The 220-nt window shown below is 41.8% G+C and carries 1 protein-coding gene; it reads left to right on the forward strand.

Going from position 1 to position 220, the window contains the following annotated elements:
* Nucleotides 1-220: sigma 54-interacting transcriptional regulator (locus V6260_RS18965; RefSeq protein WP_341595605.1), on the forward strand; the 220-nt coding region annotated here is incomplete at both ends.

The raw sequence follows: 220 nt of genomic DNA on the forward strand, positions 1-220 counted from the left end.
GGTGTGTCGATATTTACAAGATAAACCTATAGAGATAGAAGGCCCTGTAGTGGCTGACCCAAGTAGTATTCAATTATTAGATCTTGCAAGTAAGGTAGCTCGCTCTGATGCAAGTGTTATGGTACTGGGTCCTAGTGGCTCTGGTATAGAAGTGGTTGCTCGTTACATTCATGATAATTGCAGCAGATGTGATGAGCCTTTTGTTGCTATAAATTGCGCA

The organism is Pseudoalteromonas aliena, assembly GCF_038155085.1.
Taxonomy (GTDB): domain Bacteria; phylum Pseudomonadota; class Gammaproteobacteria; order Enterobacterales; family Alteromonadaceae; genus Pseudoalteromonas; species Pseudoalteromonas aliena_A.